16 protein-coding genes and 1 pseudogene are annotated in these 18,019 nt (G+C 59.9%); 9 read left to right on the top strand and 8 right to left on the bottom strand.

Going from position 1 to position 18,019, the window contains the following annotated elements:
• The first annotated feature begins 265 nt into the window (after positions 1-265).
• Entirely contained in the window at positions 266-754 is a 489-nt protein-coding gene (locus H4V95_RS01515) for an IclR family transcriptional regulator C-terminal domain-containing protein (RefSeq protein ID WP_312883908.1), read from the top strand.
• Positions 755-1,444: 690 nt separating this feature from the next.
• Here the strand turns inward: H4V95_RS01515 and H4V95_RS01510 are convergent.
• Positions 1,445-2,194, bottom strand: coding sequence for a GntR family transcriptional regulator (locus tag H4V95_RS01510; RefSeq protein WP_209728389.1), 750 nt, complete (start codon positions 2,192-2,194; stop codon positions 1,445-1,447).
• Positions 2,195-2,211: 17 nt separating this feature from the next.
• Between H4V95_RS01510 and H4V95_RS01505 the strand changes: the two genes are divergently transcribed.
• The 3 genes from H4V95_RS01505 (at position 2,212) to H4V95_RS01495 (ending at position 6,746) form a co-directional block, all read left to right on the top strand.
• Positions 2,212-5,097, top strand: a complete 2,886-nt coding sequence (locus tag H4V95_RS01505) for an FAD-binding and (Fe-S)-binding domain-containing protein (protein ID WP_209728387.1) — start codon at positions 2,212-2,214, stop codon at positions 5,095-5,097.
• A gap of 93 nt (positions 5,098-5,190) precedes the next feature.
• The gene (locus tag H4V95_RS01500; protein ID WP_209728385.1) at positions 5,191-5,436 is read left to right on the top strand and encodes a hypothetical protein; all 246 of its coding nucleotides are present in this window, start codon (positions 5,191-5,193) and stop codon (positions 5,434-5,436) included.
• On the top strand, positions 5,433-6,746 hold the full coding sequence (locus H4V95_RS01495; protein WP_209728383.1) for an MmgE/PrpD family protein: 1,314 nt from the start codon (positions 5,433-5,435) through the stop codon (positions 6,744-6,746). Before H4V95_RS01500 ends, H4V95_RS01495 begins: the two co-directional genes overlap by 4 nt.
• 197 nt (positions 6,747-6,943) lie before the next feature.
• Here the strand turns inward: H4V95_RS01495 and H4V95_RS18160 are convergent, their stop codons facing one another.
• The 6 genes from H4V95_RS18160 to H4V95_RS01465 all read right to left on the bottom strand — a co-directional run bounded on the left by H4V95_RS18160 (position 6,944) and on the right by H4V95_RS01465 (position 13,910).
• Complete coding sequence (locus H4V95_RS18160) at positions 6,944-7,495, bottom strand: Pycsar system effector family protein (RefSeq protein WP_209728382.1); 552 nt, start codon at positions 7,493-7,495, stop codon at positions 6,944-6,946.
• On the bottom strand, positions 7,496-8,197 hold the full coding sequence (locus H4V95_RS01485; protein ID WP_209728380.1) for an adenylate/guanylate cyclase domain-containing protein: 702 nt from the start codon (positions 8,195-8,197) through the stop codon (positions 7,496-7,498).
• 507 nt (positions 8,198-8,704) lie between these two features.
• Positions 8,705-9,484 carry an IS21-like element helper ATPase IstB gene (gene istB / locus H4V95_RS01480; protein ID WP_245345517.1) on the bottom strand — a complete coding sequence of 260 codons (780 nt, stop codon included), beginning with the start codon at positions 9,482-9,484 and terminating at the stop codon, positions 8,705-8,707.
• Between the two features lie 20 nt (positions 9,485-9,504).
• A complete protein-coding gene (istA, locus tag H4V95_RS01475; RefSeq protein ID WP_312883904.1) occupies positions 9,505-11,043 on the bottom strand; it encodes an IS21 family transposase in 1,539 nt (512 codons plus the stop codon).
• 342 nt (positions 11,044-11,385) lie between these two features.
• Positions 11,386-11,793, bottom strand: coding sequence for a hypothetical protein (locus H4V95_RS01470; RefSeq protein ID WP_209728378.1), 408 nt, complete (start codon positions 11,791-11,793; stop codon positions 11,386-11,388).
• Between the two features lie 1,250 nt (positions 11,794-13,043).
• The gene (locus H4V95_RS01465; protein ID WP_209728376.1) at positions 13,044-13,910 is read right to left on the bottom strand and encodes a hypothetical protein; all 867 of its coding nucleotides are present in this window, start codon (positions 13,908-13,910) and stop codon (positions 13,044-13,046) included.
• 297 nt (positions 13,911-14,207) lie between these two features.
• Here H4V95_RS01465 and H4V95_RS01460 point away from each other — a divergent pair, with 297 nt between their 5' ends.
• The 5 genes and pseudogenes from H4V95_RS01460 to H4V95_RS01440 all read left to right on the top strand — a co-directional run.
• The gene (locus H4V95_RS01460; protein ID WP_209728374.1) at positions 14,208-14,402 is read left to right on the top strand and encodes a hypothetical protein; all 195 of its coding nucleotides are present in this window, start codon (positions 14,208-14,210) and stop codon (positions 14,400-14,402) included.
• Between the two features lie 333 nt (positions 14,403-14,735).
• Positions 14,736-15,320, top strand: coding sequence for a recombinase family protein (locus H4V95_RS01455; protein WP_209728372.1), 585 nt, complete (start codon positions 14,736-14,738; stop codon positions 15,318-15,320).
• 130 nt (positions 15,321-15,450) lie between these two features.
• Complete coding sequence (locus H4V95_RS01450; RefSeq protein WP_209728371.1) at positions 15,451-15,753, top strand: transposase; 303 nt, start codon at positions 15,451-15,453, stop codon at positions 15,751-15,753.
• 17 nt (positions 15,754-15,770) lie between these two features.
• Positions 15,771-16,667: an IS3 family transposase gene (locus tag H4V95_RS01445; RefSeq protein ID WP_312884083.1), complete on the top strand. Its 897-nt coding sequence runs from the start codon at positions 15,771-15,773 to the stop codon at positions 16,665-16,667.
• Between the two features lie 41 nt (positions 16,668-16,708).
• Positions 16,709-16,870: pseudogene (locus tag H4V95_RS01440) on the top strand (helix-turn-helix domain-containing protein); the annotation flags it as partial.
• 63 nt (positions 16,871-16,933) lie between these two features.
• Here the strand turns inward: H4V95_RS01440 and H4V95_RS01435 are convergent.
• Positions 16,934-18,013 carry a HigA family addiction module antitoxin gene (locus H4V95_RS01435; protein WP_209728368.1) on the bottom strand — a complete coding sequence of 360 codons (1,080 nt, stop codon included), beginning with the start codon at positions 18,011-18,013 and terminating at the stop codon, positions 16,934-16,936.
• Positions 18,014-18,019 lie beyond the last annotated feature (6 nt).

The raw sequence follows: 18,019 nt of genomic DNA, 5'->3' as shown, positions 1-18,019 counted from the left end.
GCTGAGGATCCGCATCCTCGACCGGCCTTCGTCGTCCACGAAGTTCTCTGTTTCACGAAACGGATAGAGATAGCCAGTGAGCCGGTAATACCCGACCGCTCGAAGGAGCTGCGCGCAACGGGTGTGATCTGGGACCTCCACGCCGCGAGTCGCAAGCTTTTCGACCTGTTCCTCGATCGAGAGCCACTTCTTCGTGTACTCAGTCATGAGTCTCCCTGCAAAAGAAAATCAGCCCGAGCCGTGAGGCGAGCGGGCTGATCATGATGTGTCTAAGCTCACGGACAATGTTCGTGAGCGCACGCACTTGACGGTCCTGAGCGACGGAGAAGTGCTGACCGTCCGGTCCGAGAGTTCATGGCGGTCAATCGAAGCGCAGGGGTGGGTGGGCCGAACGGTCTCCGTGAGTCGAAGTTCCAGTGGTATGGCGTTGCTGTTGGACCATGAGGACGAGCAGATTCTGGAGATTGTCCGCGCCGATCCTCAGGGTTCCAGAAAGCAAGCCGCTGCGTTTCAAGAGGGAATCAAGTTATCGCGGCAGCGCCAGTACACGCTCGCTAACCGGATCTTTGACCCTGAGATCATCGGCATAGGCACACCTGTACGCGATTTCTCAGGAAGGATCATAGCCGCACTGAACATATCCGGTCCGGCGCTGCGGATTGAGAAACACATACCGCTGTTCGTCACGCACCTGCTGGCAGCTGCGGCGAGCCTTCGGCATCCGGATCCGACGACGACGATGGCATCGGGATAGTCCCTCTCCGGGTCGGGGCCGGGTATCCACCTAGCCCAGCAGTTGGACCAGTGCGCAGCAGTGGGCGAGCGTATGCCCCTCGCCGGGCGCTGGATCTGCGCAGGGAGCTGCAGGCCGAGGGGCGTCTTGAATGGATCGGAAGCGGCCGGAACGTGGTTGCCATAAAAGCAGGCTGGTCGGCTGGGTTTTCGTGACCTACTTCGGATCCAAGCCGGAGAAACTTCCTGCGGGACGGGTGCTCCTGTGGGCAAAGCGTTATTCTTGCTGGCCCGCTGGGATTCCTGGAGTTTCAAGCGGGTAACAGGGTCTGTCGGTTTGGATAGGTGGCCGCTCGCTCCGGCGACGACGGGTGGACCACGAGCGAATCCAGCAGGCCTGCGAAGAGCGGCTGGCGAGCCAGCCAGATGCTGGCGCACCGAAATACCCCTCCTTCGGTCTCCTGCAGGGTCCGAACAGAGTCCTCGAGTGGTTGGTGTCCATCAACCGGGAGTTTCCCCAGTCCGGGTTCCTGCCAGCGTGCGTGAGGCGACGATCTTCTCGACCGGATTAGTGAAGGCCTTGAATGGATCGGGTATCAGAGGCATCGGTGCAGCAGTACCTTAAATCCGCCAGTTCCTGACACGGACCCATTGTCGGTAGCTGTTAGCGGGGCCATCACCATTTTTGATCATCAGAGCGGGAGCATCTCGTTCAATCAATGAGTTGTTCCCAGATAGCAAGTTCTTCGTCCTGCTTCCCGCTCTGCCGTAATGCCTGGCTCAGGAGTAACCGCCCTGTCGTCCGCAAATGACAATCCATGGCGATCGCAGCAGCTTCAGGATTAGCTGCCTCAAACGCTTCGACGATGGGAAGGTGATCCACGAGGACTTCCAGCAAAGATCGGTCGGAACGAACGGTGGAGGCCCCCACTAGTCGGGTTGCGTCCCGAAGGTTGTTGATGATGTTTTTGGTGCGGTTGTTGCCTTCGATGTCGATCAGCAACGCGTGCAGTTTTTGATCGTGGTGTTCAAAAGTCGGCTCATCGTCGATCTGTGCCGCTTCTTCCATTGCGGCATACTGTTGCCGCAATGCTCGTCGGTCTCTGATGTCGGCCTGAAGTGTTGCGCGTCGTACCGCCGGAACTTCCAAAGCCAGGCGAATGGCGAATATTTCGGCAATGTCGTGCGGAGTCGGCAACACAACCCGAAAACCACGGTTCCGCTCAAATTTGATCATGCCCGTCTCTGCAAGCCGAAGCAAAGCTTCGCGCACGGGGCTTCGAGAAATCCCGAGCTGCTCCGCAATCCTGTAGACCGAATAAAGCTCGCCCGGGATGAGGGCTCCCGAGCGAACGGCGCCCCGCACCGCCTTGATGGCGCGTTCGGCAAGGGACATCGGAGTTGCATCCAACGCAGATACGGCAGGGGCGAAAGTGGGCACACCGAAGTCTATACCGGTCATTTTTTGTTACATGTAGCATGTTACTCATGACCATTTTAGCAATGCCACAGTCGCTTACCAAAGCCCTGCGTAGTTGTGGGGTGCAGGATGCCCGCGATGACGAGACCACACGTGCCGCATACTCAAGTGATGGCTCCCTGTACCGTGTGCGGCCGGCTGCAGTGGTTTTTCCCCATGATGCTGATGAAGTGATGACCACTTTGGAGGTGTGCCGGGATCGGGGAATCCCTGTGACATCTCGCGGAGCGGGCACTTCCGTGGCTGGCAACGCTATCGGCAGTGGGGTTGTCCTTGAATTCAGTCGTTACATGAACAAGGTGCTACACCTTGACCCTGATGCCCAGACGGCGATTGTTCAGCCAGGCGCCGTGCATGCCGTGTTGCAGCGCAGAGCACTGGCGGAGGGGCTGCGATTCGGGCCTGATCCATCCACCCACAGCCGCTGCACTATTGGTGGCATGATCGGCAACAACGCTTGCGGATCCCGCACTTTGGCCTACGGCCGCACGGTTGACAATGTCAGCCACCTTGATGTGGTGACTGGTTCGGGAACCCGGCTTTTCCTTGGCACCGAGGGAACGCCATCGGGCCCGGAAACAAGCGCGTTGCGCACCCTGGTGCAAAGCGAACTGGGCACCATTCGTACGGAGCTGGGCCGGTTCGGCCGGCAGGTCTCCGGATATGCCCTGGAACATCTACTGCCTGAGCACCATTTCGATCTGAGGCGCGCGTTGGTCGGTAGTGAGGGAACGCTTGCGGTCGTTCTTGAGGCAGGGGTACGGCTGGTCGTTGACCCGGCATACCGGACCATGGTGGTTCTGGGATTCGCCGATATCGGATCGGCCGGTGACGCAGTCATGGATGTCATGCCGTTCCGTCCCACGGCCTGCGAAGGGTTGGACTCCCGGATTGTCGACGTCGTGCGCGCCCAGAAGGGTGCTGCCGCTGTGCCGCCGCTACCCGACGGGGCTGCCTGGCTTTTTGTCGAGATCGCGGGCGAGGACCCATTGGAGGTTGCGGACCGGGCACTTCGCCTGAGCCGGACTGCTGCCTTATCCGCACGGGTTGTCTCCGATGCCCGGGAGTCGGCGGCCTTGTGGAAAATTCGTGAAGACGGCGCAGGACTAGCGGGCCGCTCGACCGCAGGTGTTCCCGCCCATTCGGGATGGGAAGATTCGGCCGTTCCTCCCGAGAAGCTGGGCAATTACCTGAGGGATTTTGATGCCCTGCTGATCGAGCACCACCTTATGGGCTTTCCCTATGGTCATTTCGGCGACGGCTGTGTCCATGTGCGGCTGGACGTGCCCTTCGACCGCAGTGATGGAACCGCATTGTTCCGTAGCTTTATGACCGGTGCCGCAGAGCTGGTCGCAAGCTACGGGGGATCCCTGTCAGGTGAACATGGGGATGGGCGGGCTCGCAGTGAACTGCTCCCTTACATGTACTCACCCGCCGCCCTCGCGCTCTTCGGGAAAGTCAAAGCAGTCCTTGATCCGGACAACCTATTGAATCCGGGAATCATCGTCGATCCGCTGCCCCTCGATGCCGACGTGCGGGTCGCCCAGGCTGCGCCTTTGAAATCCGGCCTCGGGTTTGGTTATCTCCATGACGGAGGCGACTTCAGCCAAGCCGTCCACCGCTGCACTGGAGTGGGAAAGTGCCGCGCTGATAGCTCTGACGGAAGCGGCGTGATGTGCCCGTCCTACCTTGCTACCCGCGAGGAGAAAGATTCTACCCGCGGGCGGGCCCGCGTGCTGCAGGAGATGATTAATAAGGGCGGGGCCGGCTGGCGTTCCCCGGAGGTCCATGATGCTCTCGATCTTTGCCTTTCCTGCAAAGGCTGCGCATCAGACTGTCCCACTGGAGTGGACATGGCTGCCTATAAAGCAGAGATGCTTCACCAAAGCTACCGCCGACGCCTCCGTCCCGCCTCCCACTATTCTCTGGGATGGCTGCCCCGGTGGGCGCGCATCGCTTCCCTCGCCCCCCGCCTGATCAACACCATGTCCAAACTGCCCGTGCTGGGAGCGGTGGGGCTCAGGCTCGCTGGCGTCGACCACCGGCGAACCATACCCCCATTCGCACTTCAGACGTTCCACTCCTGGTTCCAGGCAAGGGCGACATCAGCCCAGCACGACGACGCGGTCGCTCAACACATAGCTGGGGGTGCAGACAGGGGCGTAGTTGCACCCCAAGGTCCGGTGCTGCTCTGGGCGGATTCCTTCACGAACTACTTCACTCCGGAAGTTGGACGAGCCGCTGTCCGGGTGCTGGAACAAGCCGGTTTCGATGTGCGGCTTCCCTCGAAACCGTTGTGCTGTGGTTTGACGTGGATTTCCACCGGCCAGCTTGACGGCGCACGGAGAATTCTCGGCGATACAGTCAGTGAGCTGCAACAATATGCGTTAGCGGGGATTCCCATTGTGGGGCTGGAACCGTCCTGCACCGGCGTGCTCCGCTCGGATGCGATGGAGCTTCTTGGCGAAGTTGCGGCACGCCCCGTTGCGGAAGCCACCCGAACGCTGGCTGAGCTGCTGACTTCGGTTCCCGGATGGACACCGCCACCGTTGGAGGGCACCACGGTGGTTGCCCAACCACATTGCCACCACCACGCAGTCATGGGATGGAGTCCGGATGCGCAAATCTTGGAGAGCGCGGGCGCGAAGGTGCAAAAGCTCGGCGGGTGCTGCGGTCTAGCAGGGAACTTCGGCGTGGAAAAAGGCCACTACGAGGTCTCCGTCGCTGTAGCCGAACAGCAACTGCTTCCCGCGGTACGGTCCGCGGCTCCGGACACTGTGATTCTCGCCGACGGGTACTCCTGCCGCACCCAGCTCTCGGACCTCAGCGATAGGCAGGGCATCCATCTAGCTCAATTGCTGGATGACACAACGCGCAATTCCTGAGGCTCAGGAGATCAACCCCGAAGTTCAGCGTTGCAATGATCGCACCACAGCATTGTGGTTAGCGCATCATTCTCGGATAGAGGAGCTCTAGCATTGTTCGACAATCATGTGCACGCCAGCCTTGAAGTTTCCAAGCGTATTGGTGACGACATCGCCGTGGCGGCGGAGTTTGCGCTGGCCGACTTCTCCGGGTTGGTGCTGGAAGCCCGCAGGCGGACCCCCATTTCATGGGCCACTCACTTGGAAAAAGAAACGGCCGCCGGCTCCCGACGCCGTACAGACGGCTTATTGACCGGCTTTCCGGGTCAATTTCCCCACCATTTCGAAGGTCTTTCGTGAATTCTCAGTATTCGGGCATCACTGACTTCATCCACGGAGTCAGCGGGCAAGACCTTCCTGCCGATGTGTTGCACCAGGCGCGGCGCTGCCTGCTTGACCTGATCGGGGTTGCGGTGGCCGGCACAGCCACTGCGCTGTCTCACATCATTCGTGATCACGCCTACCGCCAGGCTGGCGGATCAGCACAAAGCTCCCGCCTGCTTTTCGACGGTCGGCGAGTCGGCGCCTCCTATGCCGCCCTAGCCAACGCTGGAACCATCGATTCAATGGACGGTCACGACGGTCACCGCCTGGTAAAAGGCCACGCCGGCGCGGCTGCGCTCCCCGCGGTGCTCGCTTTCACTGACCAACGTTCCCTGACAACGGTGGAAGACCTCCTGGCGGGGCTGATCGTTGCCTACGAAGTGTCACTGCGCGCAGGGATTGTTCTCCACCGGACAGCTGCCGACTACCACAGCTCGGGAGCGTGGAACGCCCTCGGCGCGGCCGCCGTGGGCGCCCGCCTGCTCAGGCTGGACCCCGAAGCGACGCGGCACGCACTGGGAATCGCAGAATATTCCGCCCCCCGCGCGCCGATGATGCGGTCAATCGAGCACCCCACGATGGTCAAAGACAGTTCGGCCTGGGGCGCTCAGGCAGGCGTCAATGCGGCATACCTTGCAGCCGGTGGTTTCACCGGAGCCCCAGCCGAGCTGATGGAGGCACACCCGGAAATCGACGACCTTGGTCAACGCTGGCGGATCACAGAACAATATTTCAAGATCTACCCCGTGTGCCGATGGGCGCACCCGGCTGTGCAGGCCGGTCTGTCCATTCGTGCCAATCAACTTATACAAGCTGATCAGATCGACGACGTGGAGGTAACAACCTTCGCCGCAGCAGCACGCCTGCACACCGCGGCCCCGCAAAACACGGAACAGGCACAATACAGCCTCCCCTACGCCCTCGCCGCAGCCTTGGTCCACGGCAAACTGATACCCGAAAACGTCCTGCATCCGAGAACCGACGCAGATGTGCTGCGCCTGTCCCAAAAGATCAGACTGGTCCCATCGGCAGATATGACCGCAGAATTTCCCGCTCAGCGCCGTGCGAAAGTGCAAATCACACTTAAGAGTGGGCACTCCTATTCCGTGGAAACAACCGACGGAAATCCTGAAGTCCCCCTCAGCGATGCGACGCTGCATGAAAAATACCGGCAGAACACGCAAATGCTCGACGGCAGACGAAGCGAGGCCATTTCGGACATCATCTTCGCCGACGCGGCCACACCCCTGAACCAGCTGATGGGCCTGATCACCGAGCCACCGTGAGATTTCGAACCCAACACCGATCGACCTGACACCACAAAACCGTGTACTCACACCGGCGTCCGATAAGAGGATCCCCTATCGCAACAGCGAGTAAGCCGGTTGCTGTTTATTCGTTCCCAGCTGATCCATCGGACGGTTCACCTCAGCATTCATACGGGCCATCATGCGCTCGGTGTCTTCAGGGATGCCGTGCTTGGTCAGGGCGTCCACCCGAACTGCACCATGAAGGCACAACCCATGAGGGCGGCACCGCCTAGTACTGCCAAGATCATCGAGATCACCACGGCGACATGCTTCCGCCAACAGATCTTGCTCATCTTCACCATCTGGTGCGTCAGTACGGGCAGGAGATCCTTTTTCCTTATCGCCCCCGGCAGCACCTCGTAGTCCCAATACTTCAGGTGGCCGAAGTAGATGAAGTTGCTCGGCCATTCCTTCTTGACCTTCAAATAACGCAGTCTAGGGATGACTACCCACACTGAGAATGCAGCAGCAATACTCAGCGCGATAAGACCGCCGAAGTAGAGGATTTCTTGCACTGGACCTTCAAGAGCGTCGAACACTCGCTTGTCGTCGGCTAGCGCAATGGCCGTCGCGACACCGGCTGACTCCAGGGTGAAAGCGAAGGTAGCCTTGGCATCTACCTTCCCGGTCCAGTCGCTGAGTGCACCGTGGATGCGCCAGGCAGTCTCTATGGCCTTGTCATGCTCCTCCTGCGCGATCTCTTCATCAGTCTTACGGCCGAACACTCAAACACCCCAGTAAGCGTGGGAGCGGAAGACTCGTTCGTTCACGCCGCTGTCATTCCGGTTATAAACCTGCGTCCACAGCTTCTTACCTTCTTCCGTGAAGGCGACTTCGTTGTCCATAGCCTCGTAGACCTCTGAAGTAATGGTGAGCTGGTAAGCGTCACGGATTTCACTGAGCTTGGCAGCACGGTTTGGCGCTTTACCTATGGAAATAAGGTCGTTGCGATCACGCACACCGCCGCGGACGATCAAAGCTTCACCGGTATCGATGCCGATTCCGTGGCAGATGTTCGCGAACTTCTCGCCGTCACTCCAGCTTTCTTTGATCTTGGGGCGCAAGACTTCGAACACTGCCCAGTTGATTGCAAGAGCAGCACGAACGGCCTTGGTCTCCTTGTCCACGCCCATAAAGATCGCCATAACCCGGTCGCCGTCGAAGCTCCTGATCTCACCGCCAAAGTTGCGGAGAATACGTGAGGCCGTGTTGATGTAGGCCCGAATGATCTTGGCCGTCGTTTCTTTGTGCAGCGAGTTAGCCATTTTGGATGAGCCAGCAAGATCGGCGTACAGGTAGGTCGCGTCAACGCGCCTGCCTCCGTTCTTCATCACAACGTCGTCCGTCTTTGGCACGACGCGTCCATCTGTGATGGCCCACGGTTCTTTGAAGATGTCAGTGACACTGCTTTCGATGCTGGGATACAAGCTGTCCCCCTAAGTTCTGCTGGTCCCTCAACCCTACCGACGGTCCCCGACATCCGGCGGCGCGCCCTTATCTAACGCCTGCAGCTACGGATGTTTTGCGGCGTACCTCTCAATCATTCCGTTGATCAAGGACTCGGGGTGAACCGGCCCCTCGCGGGGGCTCTCCTCACGGTCCCTGATTGAGCACCCTCCGGAATCAGGGACAGGCACCGGGCTGACTAGAAGAGAATCTCGGCATTTAAGATGCGGTCGATCGTTTGCACAAGCCGGTCGCCCACCGGCCAGCTCGCCACCTTCATGCCTTCCCTTCGACAAAGCCGTTATGCAGGCGCACTCTGATTCCCGTAAGACCCGCCCGCAAAACTGCCCGGTGAAGGTGCCCTAAACGCTCCACTCCAGATCGTCTCGCAACCCATGCGATGCAAGACAAAAGTACGAGTGGGAATAGCAAGTTGATTTGGCCCCGGGTTCGCCGCTTGTTTTGGCCCCACCCTGTTGGTGTTCCGGTCAGTTTTGCCGGGACTTGTTGATGGTCTGTTGGGTGGTTTTCAGCCGGTAGGAATCGGTGCCGGTGTTGATGATGTGGCCGCGGAAGGTCAGCCGGTCCACGACCGCCGCCGCGAGGCGCGGGTCGGTGAACGTCTGGCCCCACTCGCTGAACGGGGCGTTGCTTGCGCAGGCGATGGACGCCCGTTCTTCCCTGGCCGTGATGATCTGGAACAAAAGCTCGGCGCCGTGGGTATCGAGCTTGACGTAGCCGACCTCATCGAGGCAAAGGAGATCCAGGCGCGCGTATTTGCCCACCAGCTTTGATAGCTCCTTGTTGTCGGCAGCCTCGACGAGTTCGTTGACCAGCGCGGCCGTGGTGATGTAGCGGACCCGCCGTCCCTGCTCGGCGGCGGCCATGCCCAGGCCGATGAGCAGGTGTGTTTTCCCGGTCCCGGAATTGCCGAGGAGTACCAGTGGTTCCCCGGCATCGATCCACGCGCCGGTGGCCAGGTGTGTCAGGGTCGCCGGCGGCAGGTCAGGGATCTGGGCCAGGTCCAGGTCTTCGAGGCGTTTGCTGCGAGGGAACTTCGCTTCCTTGATCCGCCGGGCCCGGGCGCGGTTATCGCGTTCCTCGCATTCATAGGTCAGGACCTCGGCGAGGTAGGCCTGGTGGCTGAGGCGCTGCCGGGCGGCTTCGGCTGCCATGGACCCGGCGACCTGCGCGGTGCCTCTCAGATACAGGGTTTTGCAGGCTGCGCCGATCGCCGCCGCGGCGGCGGGCTCACTGAGCTGGCCCATGGACGGTCCTTGCCCGGCGCTCATCGGCTGCCCGCCGCGGCCAGCAGCCCGTCATAGCCGGCCAGCGAGGGCTCCCAGCGGTCGGGCAGGTGCCTGATCCGTCCGGAAACTTCATCAGGTAGCGCCGCCGGGACGTGGTGGAAGCTCTGGCTGGCACGGGCGTGGATGGCCAGATGATCGGGGTCGAAGTCCCCGGTCCTCACGGCGTTCTCCATGGCGCCGGTGACCGCGGCGGCCGGCAGGGTCCGGGCCATCAGCAGGACCTCGATCAGGGCCTTCGTGCCGGCCTTGTCGCCGAGCGCGGCCCGGGCCCTGTCCCAGTATTTCTGGTGGGCTCCGGTGAAGGCCCCGGAGGCGCGGGCGGCCATCAGCGCTGTTGCCCCGGCCAGGGCGCCGGGTTTGCGGGTGAGGACCTCAAGGTAGTGGTCCAGTTCCAGGACGTAGGAATACTTGTGGATGGCCCGGACGTGGGACGCGATCCGGGCGCCTTCGGCGAACATCTCGATGGTGCGGGCACCGAGCCGGACGCTGACCCGGCGCCCGGCATAGCGGGCCGGGACCGAGTAGTAGGACTGGCGGACGCAGACCTGGGACTTGTGGTCGGCCTTGAACGAGAACGTCGAGGCGGCCTCGAACGTGTCCGCCGGCAACGGCCGAAGCATGCCGGCTTCCTCCGCTGCCGCGGCACCGACGGTGACGGGGCGGCCCGTGATGACGCGGTGGTCGTCTTTGACATCGCAGCCAGCCATATACGCGTTCAGCCCGGCCAGGGTATCGAACTCCGGAACCGGGGTCAGCCAGCGGCGGCGGAACCTGCCGACTTCACCTTCGACGCCGCCCTTTTCGTGGGCGCCGTCGATGCCGGGCAGGCAGAAGAACGAGTCGAACCCGTAATGGGAGCGCAGGGCGATGAAGCGTTCGTTTTCCAGCCGTTCACGGCCCAGGATCACGGTGGTGACAGCGGGTTTGAGGTTGTCGTAGCGGATCATTTTGGCCGGGATCCCGCCGAAGCGTTCGAACGCGGTGTTATGCCCGTCCAGAAAGGACTCCTGCGACTGGTTCGCGTAGGCCACATGCGCGGCGCGTCCGGAGTAGGACAGCCGCATCACGAACATGAACAGCTTCGCCTGCACGCCGCCGATCACGGCCTGGAACTCGCCGAAATCGACCTCGGCTTCCCCGCCCGGGGTGTGGGTCTGCGGGACCGCGACGTCAGCCTGCGTGTCGACGAGCCCGCGGCGGATCCTGGCCACAGCGTGGGCGACCGTGGACTCGGCAACCACGACGCCGTGTTCATCGACCAGCCGCTGCCAGATCCGGCGGGCCGTGTGGCGCTGTTTGCGCGGTGACTTCTGGTCCGCGGTCAACCAGGCCCGGATGGTGTCCTCCCAGGGCCCCAGCTTCGGAGCCTTCCGCTCCGGCGTCTTCCGTGCCGGCGGCGTGGCCTCCGCCAACGCGGCCCGGACGGTACGGCGGTGAACGCCGTGCACCCGTGCCAACTCTCTGACCGACATATCTTTATCCCTCGCATCAAGGCGGATACGCTCGAATTGCTTCACTCTCGATCTCTCTTTCAAACCCGTTCCGATCTCTTCGTCTTGGCCGACAAAAAGAACGCTACGGGCGGGTCGAGGGTGGGGCCACTTCAAACGGCTAAAAGTCCCCTAAGTGGGGCCATTTCAGAGTGCCATACCCATACGAGACAGTTCCGCGAGAAACGAGGGCCAATCCACCATGTTCGGTTCAAAGGCCCTATACGCTCGATTCTTCCACTACCCTTCGGCTCTCCCTGACGCGGACTGCACAAATGCACGCGAAATGCGCCGTCGGGTTGAAGGATCGAGCGTTGAGCATCTTGAGCGCCGGATGCGCTGGTTGAAGGCAACACGAGGGTCAAAGATTTAGTTCGCAGAGAATTTTTTCATCTTCCACTCAGTGCCATCGGACAAGGGTACGTGTAGGTAGGTCCGCCCGAAGATGCGGCTTTTGCGCTCAGTGGCCTTCCTCCCACTCAGAATGAAGTCGACTATTTCACTAGCGGTCTCTCTTGCAAATTCAAAATGTTCCTCTATGTCGCTACCGATCGCGACGCGCTCCAGGAATCGCGAGTCGTACACGATGTCAGGAACCTCACTGCCGAGCACGACCTCAAAGGCCGGCGACTTTGGCCCTTGTAGTTTCATATGCACAGAGTGTTTGCGTAGATCCATTGCTCCGCTCACGCCCTCGGGTAAGTCGTCGATGATCCGCTGCACTTCTGACGCAATCTTGACTAGACCGGGGTATGGGTGCGTCTCCTCATTTGTCATCCGCCGTGATTCCTCCCCTCCCGTGTCTTCGACCTCATGCCGCCCATCGTACTGCCGAGAAGTTGCGCCACCGCACCGACCAGCAGTCGCCAGAGGCACCCCCGCCTACATGGTGATTCACGGATCCCTCAACGGACGTCGATCAGGTGGGTATGACGGACGAGCAAGAGTCGCCCACGAGGGTTTTAGCCCTGCGGGATTCCCTGAAGGGCGTTTCTCCATCCACGACCGAGACGGGTTGGTTGTGGATGAGGTGTTGTTGGGTCTCGGATGGGAGTCCTACGGTGTCGACCGGCTCTTCAGGGTGGCGGGTAGGAAGATCGTCCGGTGCCTGGTAACCGGGCCACCGGTCTTGTCAGGAGGCCCGTCATTGTCGAAGAGGAATCCGCGATGAATGGGCATTCCCAAGAACTTTGTCCTGACCAACCAGAGGTCTTCTGTCCGAAGTCGTCTGTAGAAGTCATCGACCCACGAGTTCAGACCTTGAACCCAGACCGGGTATTCATACAATCCCGGCTGGCCCCGTACCAGACCGCGACAGTGTCATATTCAGCCCGGCGACATAAAAACGTGGTTGTCGCGGTAAGAAAGTTGGACTGTGTAGGGCGGGTCTGTTTCGAGCGTCAACTTGTTGGCGGGTAAGGAGACTAGTTCCTCGGCATACTGCTGCAGCACGGGGAAGATCCTCTCGCCGCGCCATAGATGCGAATGATCGTGCCTCTGCTCCCACCCGGCTCTCAGGGACTTTAGTAGGGCCTCGTGAGAGGGCTCTTGCTGTGCCGCGAGGTCATGAAGGGCCCAATCCAAAGCGGCGAGCTCGTCATCGAACGCCAGGGCATAACTGAAGGTCGACCCTACGACGTTAATGCTTAGACGCATCGGGTCACCGGGTCCCTGAGTGGAGTCTGTACCGCCATCCTTGAAGTAGGCGTTTGCTCGTACTGCCCCGCCCCAAGTGAGTGACCCTGTGTGCTTGTCGCTCCACTTCAGGAGAAGCGGGGAACCAGAGTGAGCGGTGATGGCTGCGAAGTAGGCAGAAATCCACGCTCTTGGGTCATCGTGTCGATCTACCATGAATGCCCCGACATACCCGCAACAGAAGCGCTCGATCTTTTCGCTCGAGCAGCTAATGTCACCACTCGAGCTCTCATGTCCTGACAGTACCAACCCCGGCCGCCGCTAACGGAACCGTCGCTGTGGCGGGGTGAACTGCCAGGAAGCAAAGCAATTCCGCGATCGATCAGCGGACTTTAGCCATGTTGTTCCGGCCTCTCCCCTTTTCTCGCGTAGTCGCCCGCGATTTCGAGAAGTCCGGTCGTGTACTCCCTTGTTGCCCTGATGAGCGACCGGAGACGAGTGTCGAGGGGGCCCCAAGGTCGACCTATTACACCTGTTGGTCCAGGAGAGTCGCGTACGTCGGTGACGTCTACGTCGAATTCGAGCTGCAGATCGAAGTTTGTTGGTGACAGCTCCACCCCGTCTGCGACCCTCATGCGAACAAGTTCAGCCCCATCGTCGACTATTCCCGGGGTGCCTGTGTCTAATACCTCGACTAGCTCTTGGTCGGCCCGGAGACGAAAGTTTGATAGATACAGGCCGAGGCCATGCATCGAGCGATGCCGATCCACTCGCGCGAGTTCGTGCAGAATTGCGAGGCAGTTCCAGTCGGGGAACTGTGCCTGATAGGGCTGAATCGCTTCGAGCGCTTCGATAATTTCACGGGGAAGATCTCGATAGCGGGCTGCCTGGCTTTTCCATTCGATTGGCGTGAGTCGAATGGGCCATTCAAGTCGAGCGGCGCTGGGCGGAGGGTTCTGTCCCGAAACGAGGACCGCAACGGCATAGAGACAGTTGTCCAAAGCCGCCCGAAGCTCATACAACAGCTCTCCAAAAGCTAGCGAGAGTTCAACGGGAAGTGGTTCAAGCCGGCGAAGTCGTACAGCAGTGGTCCCATCCTCCTCTGCAGTGTGCTCAAGCAGATGGGGACGGCCCTCAAGGTAATCGGCCCAGACGTGCCCAAAGGTTTTGTAGTGCTCGACCGCGCGGTCGAGCCGCGCATGCAAAAGACGAACATCGAACGCCGTGGCCTCGAAGTCGAGATTCACCGAGTCAGTCATAAATCAACCATCGCTCTGCAGGGCCGAAAATGTGGAAATTTGCCGGGAGATCCTCTCACAAGCACTTCAAGAGTGGAGCGTCCGGTCCGAACGGCGGCATACCGTCATAATCAACCTATGCCCTCGCACCCAGGAGAACCGCTACGTCCAAAACTGCCCTGGGGGCCACGAGGGCAGGATCGAGTATCAGTGGGACTGTGCCGTGCGGGTCTGCATACCGGATGCTACGTCTCTTACTACACCCAGTTCAGCGCCAGACCAGTTTGGTATCTCCTCGAATTCGCGGGACCAGAGTGCATGGTGGAGATCCAAGACAGCGACTATTCCTTCTTCGACGAGAACAAGTCCGAAATGGAGCAACTGCTCGAAATCTCCGACATCCTTTGGTTCACCGGCGACGAGGCCGAATCGGTACTTTTCAGGCACTTTCCGGGCAGTCGACCTAGTGTGATGCGCCGCTTGACCAACTGGATAACACGGCGGCGTGCCTGACCACTTGAACGTCCTCCCTTCTGGCTACGCGCCTGCCAATGGCACCTTGAGCGAACGTTCAACGCAACGCATTTCTGGTCTACGGCGTCCTTATAGATGGCGTTGCGTTCGGGATGCGCGTAAGAGCCGCCCGCAAAAATGTTCTCTGAGGTGCGGCCTCTGGAACATCACCCCTGTGTTGCAACCCTAGAGATACGAGGCGTCTCGCGGCGTAGCTTCAGAAGCTGTCGTTGTTGGCGGAACCAGTAGGGCCTCAGATTCTCATATCTATGCCTCGAAACCCTATGCTCGAATCAGCGTACGAACCATTAGATACGAGACACCTGGAGCGATATGACGAAGCTGATCGGATACGCACGAGTCTCAACTCGGCCTCAGTCGACAGATCGGCAGGAGGCAGACCTGATAGCCGCCGGGGTGCGGCGTGATGACTTGTATGTTGACCAGGGGGTATCCGGTGCACGGGCGATGAGACCCCAGTTCGATCGGGCACTCGCTGCACTGGAGGCCAAGGACACTCTCGTGGTCACGACCCTGGACAGGCTGGGACGGTCAACGCAGAACATGCTCGACTTCGCCCAGGAGCTCCGCGGCCGGGGAGCCGGTCTTCGGGTGTTGAACCTCGGCGGTGGCGATGTCGATACGTCTACCCCTATGGGCTCGATGCTGTTCACGATCATGGCGGCATTGGCGCAGATGGAGCACGACATTAAGCGCGAGCGGATCGTCGACTCGATCGGGAAGCGGCGGGAAGCCGGCAAGGATCTAGGAGGAAGGCCACGCCTGATCAGTGACAGCAAGATCCGAAACGCTCTTCGACTTGTGGAAGGTGGCGAACCAGCCGCGCAGGTCGCCCGTGACCTCGGTATGTCCCGTGCAACCTTCTACCGCCGGTCACGGGAGCTGAACACGAAGTAGAAGACGCCACTTACCGCTGCGAAAACGGCGCCACTTAGCGGTGCGACTCACACGTCGTGTCTCACTCATCGGCGTCTCTGATGCGGCCGTATGGTTTTGTGAGACAGCTTGATTGGAGCCAGCGTTTCAGATGACCGCCCGCAGCAAGAAGAAATACGATGCCACGTTCCGCGATGAATCCGTTCGTCTAGTCCTGGGTTCCGATCGCCCGGTGAACCAGGTCGCCGAAGATATCGGGGTGAAAACGAGCACCCTGGGTAACTGGGTACGCCGGTACCGTCAGGTGAATCCCGAGACCACCGACCGCGCCGATCCCCGCGGGACGGTGCCCTGGGATGAGCACCAGAAAGCGTTGGCCGAGAACGCGAAGCTGAAGGCCGAGGTCGAGTTCCTGGGAAAAGTCAGCGCCTTCTTTGCCGCGAAGCAGAAGTAAAGGACTTCTACGAATTCATCGAGGCAGAGAAGGCCAACCATTCCATCGCCTGGCTATGCCGGGCACTGAAGGTCTCCAGGGCCTCGTTCTACCGTTGGCGTCGACCCGCGGACCGGACTCCTCGGGCCCAGCGGCACCAGCAGCTCACCGAAGCAGTCACCGCGCTTTTCAGCAAGGAAAAGGAACGTGCCGGGAGGGACCAGCTAACACTGATGCTCAACGCGGCTGGCATCAGGGTCTCTGCCCCGACCGTGGGGGCGATTATGCGCGCCAACGGACTGCGTGCGGTGCGCACGAAGGCCTGGAAGGCCACGACTGTGCAGGATCTCCAGGCCAAGACCGCGCACATCGAGAACCACATGCTCGACGCGCACGGCAAGCGGGACTTCGTTTCCAAGGTACCCGGTACCCGGCTGGTCGGGGACATCACCTACTTGAGAACTGGTGAAGGGTGGCTGTTTTTGGCCACAGTGATCGACTTGTGCACTGGCATGGTCATCGGCTGGTCAATGGCCGAGCATATGCGCGCCAGCTTGTGCACCTCGGCCCTGAAAATGGCACGGAACCACGGCCACTTCGCTGAAGCCGGCCCGATTTTCCACTCCGACCGCGGAGCTCAATACACATCTGAGGAGTTCCAGAAGTGGTGTGCCGGGAACGCGGTCACCCAGTCGATGGGCGCCGTGGGAGTGTGCTGGGATAACTCCGTCGCCGAAAATTTCTTCTCGCATTTGAAGACCGAGTTCTACCACCACGAGCACTTCACCACCCGCCTCGCAGCGAGGAGCGCGGTCATGGACTACATCGAGTCCTGGTACAACCGCCGAAGGCCGAATCGTCGGGCCGGAGGCATCCCACCGACAGCGGCCCACGCCGCGCACCAAACCCGCGTCCAGGAACCCCTAGCCGCATAAGGAAAATCACTACGAAGCTGTCTCAAGAACTTGACGACCGCAAACAACCCAAACTCACCAAGTCCCAAGAGGCCCACCTCATCTCCCTATATAAGGGAGGACAACACACCACCACCGAAATCGCCGAACTCTTCAAAGTCGCCCGGAGTACGGTTTACCGCATCGTTCAACGAACAGTGGACGTAACTTTGCAAAGAGAGTAGGTCGAGAAGATCTTGGATGCCCTATTGGGCTTTTAGGTGCCAAGATCGGGTGGCGAACCTATGCTAGGCCCAAAGCTCCAGATACGTGTTTACGGTTGGCGCTCCCTTTGCCATCGCGGTTCGATAGTCAAGCGCCTTGTCTCGCTGAAGCTTCCCCAGGACAACGACTGGATGTATTCCTATCCGCTGGGCGTTGGATTCGATCCATCCCCTCCGCACAGCCAATGGTGGGGTTGGCAGTCCACCTGGAATCTGCCACTGGCCCGCCTTCTCGTCGGCTGCTTTTTCAGCAGGCTCATCAGATGACTCTTCATCAATCACGATACGCTCGGGAGATACGTGTCCCAGAACGAGGTGCGCCACTTCGTGCAGCAAAGTGAATAGGACCATATCGAGACGCTTACCTCTACCCGATAGGGCTATAACCGGTTGTTGTGTGTCCCCGTCTAGGAGGAAGGAAGCGCCGTTTAGCTTGCTCCCGGGGAACGCCTCAACGTAGACCAAGCGGACTCCGACAGCGGAAAATACCGCGGGGAGCGTTGCGAATTTTTCGGGATCCAAGACCAACCGAGATAACTGTTCGGCAAGGCGCTGGAGTCGAGCTGGGTCGTATTCACTTGTTTGTATTCTTTGTGCGTGCTTACGAGCACACGCCAGCCACGCCTTCTGAGTAGGTGTAGGTCCTTCGTCGCGGTTTGAGCGCCGTGCTGCTGCAAGAAAACGCGGAGTATCTTCAATGTGGTCGATCTGAAACAAATCAACCAACTCATTTGCCTGTTCTGCCAACGATTGCCCGGTCAAGACTCCGCGCTTGAGGAGCAAAGACACGGGTGCCAGTTCGTTCATCCGAGCGCGGAGACGAACGTCGTCTAAGTCCTTTCGGATCGAATCATTCTGTGACTGGCTCCAGAGAAGATACGAATTTTGAAGATTCAACCAATACTCTGGACCGGTACCAATAGCGGCACCAATCTGAGCCGCTGATTCTCGGGTGATTTCCTTTTTTCCAGAGATAATCTCCGAGACAAACTGGGCGGGGCGCCCGAGAATTTGAGCGAAATCGTTCTGTGACCAATGGCGTGCTTCGAGCTCCTCGGTCAGAAAATCCCCGGGAGGAAATGCTTCAACGAGCTCGGGGGCCATGGGTTT

The organism is Arthrobacter sp. CAN_C5, assembly GCF_017875735.1.
In the GTDB taxonomy this organism is placed as follows: domain Bacteria; phylum Actinomycetota; class Actinomycetes; order Actinomycetales; family Micrococcaceae; genus Arthrobacter_D.
Note: the sequence above shows the minus strand (reverse complement) of the source record. Positions and strands in the feature narration are given on the sequence as shown.

Excerpts from the sequence above, each read along its gene's own strand:
- H4V95_RS01505 (WP_209728387.1), top strand. The coding sequence starts at position 2,212 with ATGTTACTCATGACCATTTTAGCAATGCCACAGTCGCTTACCAAAGCC.
- H4V95_RS01460 (WP_209728374.1), top strand. The coding sequence starts at position 14,208 with ATGGTGGAGATCCAAGACAGCGACTATTCCTTCTTCGACGAGAACAAG.
- H4V95_RS01435 (WP_209728368.1), bottom strand. The coding sequence starts at position 18,013 with ATGGCCCCCGAGCTCGTTGAAGCATTTCCTCCCGGGGATTTTCTGACC.
- H4V95_RS01465 (WP_209728376.1), bottom strand. The coding sequence starts at position 13,910 with ATGACTGACTCGGTGAATCTCGACTTCGAGGCCACGGCGTTCGATGTT.
- istB (WP_245345517.1), bottom strand. The coding sequence starts at position 9,484 with ATGGGCCAGCTCAGTGAGCCCGCCGCCGCGGCGGCGATCGGCGCAGCC.
- H4V95_RS01450 (WP_209728371.1), top strand. The coding sequence starts at position 15,451 with ATGACCGCCCGCAGCAAGAAGAAATACGATGCCACGTTCCGCGATGAA.
- H4V95_RS01510 (WP_209728389.1), bottom strand. The coding sequence starts at position 2,194 with ATGACCGGTATAGACTTCGGTGTGCCCACTTTCGCCCCTGCCGTATCT.
- H4V95_RS01455 (WP_209728372.1), top strand. The coding sequence starts at position 14,736 with ATGACGAAGCTGATCGGATACGCACGAGTCTCAACTCGGCCTCAGTCG.
- H4V95_RS01470 (WP_209728378.1), bottom strand. The coding sequence starts at position 11,793 with ATGACAAATGAGGAGACGCACCCATACCCCGGTCTAGTCAAGATTGCG.